We start from the raw sequence: 3,636 nt of genomic DNA on the forward strand, positions 1-3,636 counted from the left end.
CCCCGCCGTCGACCGCGGCCTCCATCGGCAGCGCGCCGCCGATGGCGATCGCGGCCAGCGAGAAGGCACCGGCCGCCGCGAAGGCGAACCTGCGCCCCCGGGAAGCCGCCGCGGAGCCGGCCTGGGCGCTGTCCGCCGGCTGCGCGGCGGACGCGGCCCTGGCGGCCGGCTGGTGGATCCGGAAGCCGCGCGAGCGGGCGCCGGCCGGGGCCAGCAGGTCCCGGGCCGGGGCCAGATAGGAGAACCGGCCGGAGCCGAGCGGGCCGGAACCCAGCAGGCCGCCTGCGAACGGCCCTGCGGGCTCCTCACCGACTCCGGGGGCGGACGGGCCGCCGCCGGGCCCGTCGGCCGCCAGCGGGTCGCCCGGGCTGTCGCTCGGGTCCCACGGGCCGCCGCGGCCGGAGCCGTCGCCGCCCATGCCGGGCAGGCCCTGCAGCCGCGCGAGCAGCCCGGCCGATATGGCCGGCAGCTCCGAGGCCGCGATCACGTTCTTCAGGCGCCGCTGCTCGGCGGCGGCCGCCTTGCACTGGGTGCATGTCGCGAGATGGGCGAGTACGCGGTCCCGGCTGTCGTCGGTCAGCTCCCCGTCGACGAACGCCGCGAGGCGGTCGCCCAGGTGCTGCTCGGCAGGCGCGGGACGCTGGGGACGATGCTCGCCTGAACCGCTGCTGCTCACGTTCTCCCGCCCTCCAGGCCAGGTTTCGGTGCGGTGGCGGCAAGCGCGGGCGCCGGACGCGCGCCGGGCGCCCGGTGTTCCAGAGCCTTGCGGAGGTGGGACCGGCCGCGGTGGATGCGGCTCCGCACCGTGCCCAGCTTCACACCCAGCGTCGCGGCGATCTCCTCGTACGACAATCCCTCGATGTCGCACAGCACCACGGCGGCGCGGAACTCCGGGGCGAGGGTGTCCAGCGCCTGCTGGACGTCCGCGTCGAAGTGCGTGTCGTTGAAGTGCTGCGCCGGGGACGGCTCACGGCTGGGGAGCCGCTCCGCCGCGTCGTCGCCGAGGGCGTCGAAGCGGATCCGCTGACGGCGGCGCACCATGTCCAGGAAGAGATTCGTGGTGATGCGGTGCAGCCAGCCCTCGAACGTGCCGGGCGTGTAGGTGGACAGCGAGCGGAAGACCCGCACGAAGACCTCTTGGGTGAGGTCTTCCGCGTCGTGCTGGTTGCCGGTCAGGCGGTAGGCCAGCCGGTAAACCCGGGCACTGTGCGTACTGACGATCTCCTCCCAGGTGGGAGGGGTCCACGACTGAGCGTCCCCGTCGGTGGCGAAGGTCGCTGTGGTGACGGAGTTCGCGGCGGCGGATTCGTTCTCGCGTGAAGGATCATCAGCGGTGTTGGTCACGGATTTGGGCTGTCCGGCGGACCTGCGCAAGTGCGCGAGCACTCCTCGGTCACCGGCGGCAGCCGCACCTCCCCTGTCGGCTCTGGTGGTGTCCAGTAGAGCCCCTACCATAGCCACCTCGCCCGTTAGCTCCGGATAAATGCGCTTGCCTGGGGCGTAAGAGCTTCGCCAAGACGGTGCGGCTCCGCGTCCCATTTCTGTTCCGCCTGCACAACGGACGGTCCCATCTGCTGGTTCCCGGCCCCAACGGATACAGTCGCCGACGGGCCTCGCGGCCAGGCAAACGCAGGGCGGAGCACAGTGGTGACAGGGAGAGGGCCATTACCGGCAACCGGCAGGCGAGCTGGGCGTTCGCTGACGCGTTCGTCGCCGAGGACGACGCCCTGATACGTGCCCGCGCCCGCTCCCACCGGGCCGGCCTGCGGCCGGTCTCGCCCGGTACGGGTGCGGCCCTGCGCCTGCTCGCGGCGACCGGGGACGCGAAATCGGTGGTGGAGATCGGCACCGGGACCGGGGTCTCCGGTATCCATCTGATGCGCGGCATGCGGCCGGACGGCGTGCTGACCACGGTGGACACCGAGCCGGACCGCCAGCAACTGGCCCGGGAGGCGTACCGGGAGGCGGGCTTCGCCGGCAACCGGGCCCGCTTCATCTGCGGTCCGGCGCTGGACGTGCTGCCCCGGCTCACCGACGGCGGTTACGACCTGGTGTTCTGCGACGCGGACCGGCTGGAGTACCTCGACTACCTCGACGCCTCGCTGCGGCTGCTGCGGCCCGGCGGCCTGGTGTGCTTCGAGGGCGCCTTCGGCCGGGGGCGCGCGCTGGACGCCGCCCATCAGGACGCCGAGTCCCAGTGCCTGCGCGAACTGCTGCGCGAGGTCCGCGACAGCCCCCACCTGGCCCCGGTGCTGCTGCCGACCGACGACGGCCTGCTGTGCGCGGTCCGCAGCAAGTGACGGGCGCCCCCGGCGCCCGGATGTCATGAGGCGCGGCCACGTACCGGAGTACGTGGCCGCGACGACATTCGGGGACCGCTGGTCTCAGACGATGGCCTTCTTCAACGCATCGCCCAGGGCGTCCGCCTCGTCCGGGGTCAGCTCGACAACAAGCCGCCCGCCGCCCTCAAGCGGAACGCGCATGATGATGCTCCGCCCCTCCTTGGTCACCTCGAGCGGGCCGTCACCCGTCCGCGGCTTCATGGCCGCCATGCTCGTTCCCCTTCCTGAAACCAGCTCGGACTCGAACACATTGGTTCTCGGCCATTATCCCGCATGTCGCGACCCGATGACCAACATCGGTCGCACTCCGTTCGACACAGGGGGCCCGCAAAACCGGCCAATTCGCCGGTGGGGCACGCCGGACGGGGTCGCGGACCCCTTCGCGCGGGTCGTGTTCGTTTGATGTTCGTCACATGTGCGTCCGCCGCCGGGTCCGGCATCCTGGCCAGGACACTTGCCGCGACGAAGGGGTTCTGGCATGGGCGACAGCGTGCTGTACGAGGTGGGCGACGGGCTGGCGACCGTCACCTTGAACCGGCCCGGGGCGATGAACGCGCTGAACACGGAAATCAAGAACGAACTGCGTGACGCGTTGCGCGAGGCGGGGGCGGATCGGGCGGTACGGGCGGTATTGCTGACCGCCGAGGGGCGCGCCTTCTGCGTGGGGCAGGACCTCAAGGAGCATGTGGAGGTGCTGGCGGCCGGCGGCGGGCTGACCACGGTCGCGGAGCACTACAACCCGATCGCGACCGCCATCGCGACCATGGCCAAACCGGTCGTCGCCGGGATCAACGGGGTGGCCGCCGGGGCCGGCGCCGGATTCGCCTTCGCGGCGGACTACCGGGTGGCCGCCGACACCGCGTCCTTCAACACCGCCTTCGCCGGGGTGGGCCTGGGCGCGGACTCGGGCCTGTCCTGGACCCTGCCCCGGCTGATCGGCCACGGCCGGGCCGCGGACCTGCTGTTCTTCCCCCGCTCGGTGCCCGCCGCGGAGGCACTGGCGATGGGGCTGGTGCACCGGGTGGTACCCGCCGCGGAGTTGCCCGCCCAGGCGCTGGCCGTGGCCCGGGAGCTGGCCGCGGGGCCGACCGTCGCCTACGCGGCGATCAAGGAGGCACTGGCCTTCGGCGCGGCCCACTCGCTGACCGACGCGCTGGCCCTGGAGGACACGTTGCAGACCCGGGCCGGCGCCTCCGAGGACCACCGGACGGCGGTGACGGCCTTCGTCAACAAGCAGCGGGTGCGCTTCGAGGGCCGCTGACGGCGGCCCCCGGCCCGCTGCGGCCCGCGCCGG

Annotated in this window: 5 protein-coding genes; 2 read left to right on the forward strand and 3 right to left on the reverse strand. The window is 72.9% G+C overall.

Annotated features, from left to right (window positions below; all coding sequences use genetic code 11):
• Positions 1–676: anti-sigma factor family protein (locus tag GA0115240_RS33565; protein ID WP_141709064.1), on the reverse strand; the 676-nt coding region annotated here is incomplete at its 3' end.
• Positions 673–1,455: an RNA polymerase sigma factor SigE gene (gene sigE / locus GA0115240_RS33570; RefSeq protein WP_093742682.1), complete on the reverse strand. Its 783-nt coding sequence runs from the start codon at positions 1,453–1,455 to the stop codon at positions 673–675. The genes sigE and GA0115240_RS33565, both read right to left, overlap by 4 nt.
• Positions 1,456–1,664: 209 nt before the next feature.
• Between sigE and GA0115240_RS33575 the strand changes: the two genes are divergently transcribed.
• Positions 1,665–2,300: an O-methyltransferase gene (locus GA0115240_RS33575; protein ID WP_256070176.1), complete on the forward strand. Its 636-nt coding sequence runs from the start codon at positions 1,665–1,667 to the stop codon at positions 2,298–2,300.
• Between the two features lie 84 nt (positions 2,301–2,384).
• Here the strand turns inward: GA0115240_RS33575 and GA0115240_RS33580 are convergent, their stop codons facing one another.
• Positions 2,385–2,552 carry a DUF3117 domain-containing protein gene (locus GA0115240_RS33580; protein ID WP_073493047.1) on the reverse strand — a complete coding sequence of 56 codons (168 nt, stop codon included), beginning with the start codon at positions 2,550–2,552 and terminating at the stop codon, positions 2,385–2,387.
• 268 nt (positions 2,553–2,820) lie between these two features.
• Between GA0115240_RS33580 and GA0115240_RS33585 the strand changes: the two genes are divergently transcribed.
• Positions 2,821–3,603 (forward strand): enoyl-CoA hydratase/isomerase family protein, encoded by a 783-nt coding sequence (locus GA0115240_RS33585; RefSeq protein WP_093742683.1) that lies wholly within the window; start codon positions 2,821–2,823, stop codon positions 3,601–3,603.
• The last annotated feature ends 33 nt before the right edge of the window (positions 3,604–3,636 follow it).

This window comes from Streptomyces sp. DvalAA-14 (genome assembly GCF_900091855.1).
Lineage (GTDB): Bacteria > Actinomycetota > Actinomycetes > Streptomycetales > Streptomycetaceae > Actinacidiphila.

Excerpts from the sequence above, each read along its gene's own strand:
- sigE (WP_093742682.1), bottom strand. The coding sequence starts at position 1,455 with ATGGTAGGGGCTCTACTGGACACCACCAGAGCCGACAGGGGAGGTGCG.
- GA0115240_RS33580 (WP_073493047.1), bottom strand. The coding sequence starts at position 2,552 with ATGGCGGCCATGAAGCCGCGGACGGGTGACGGCCCGCTCGAGGTGACC.
- GA0115240_RS33585 (WP_093742683.1), top strand. The coding sequence starts at position 2,821 with ATGGGCGACAGCGTGCTGTACGAGGTGGGCGACGGGCTGGCGACCGTC.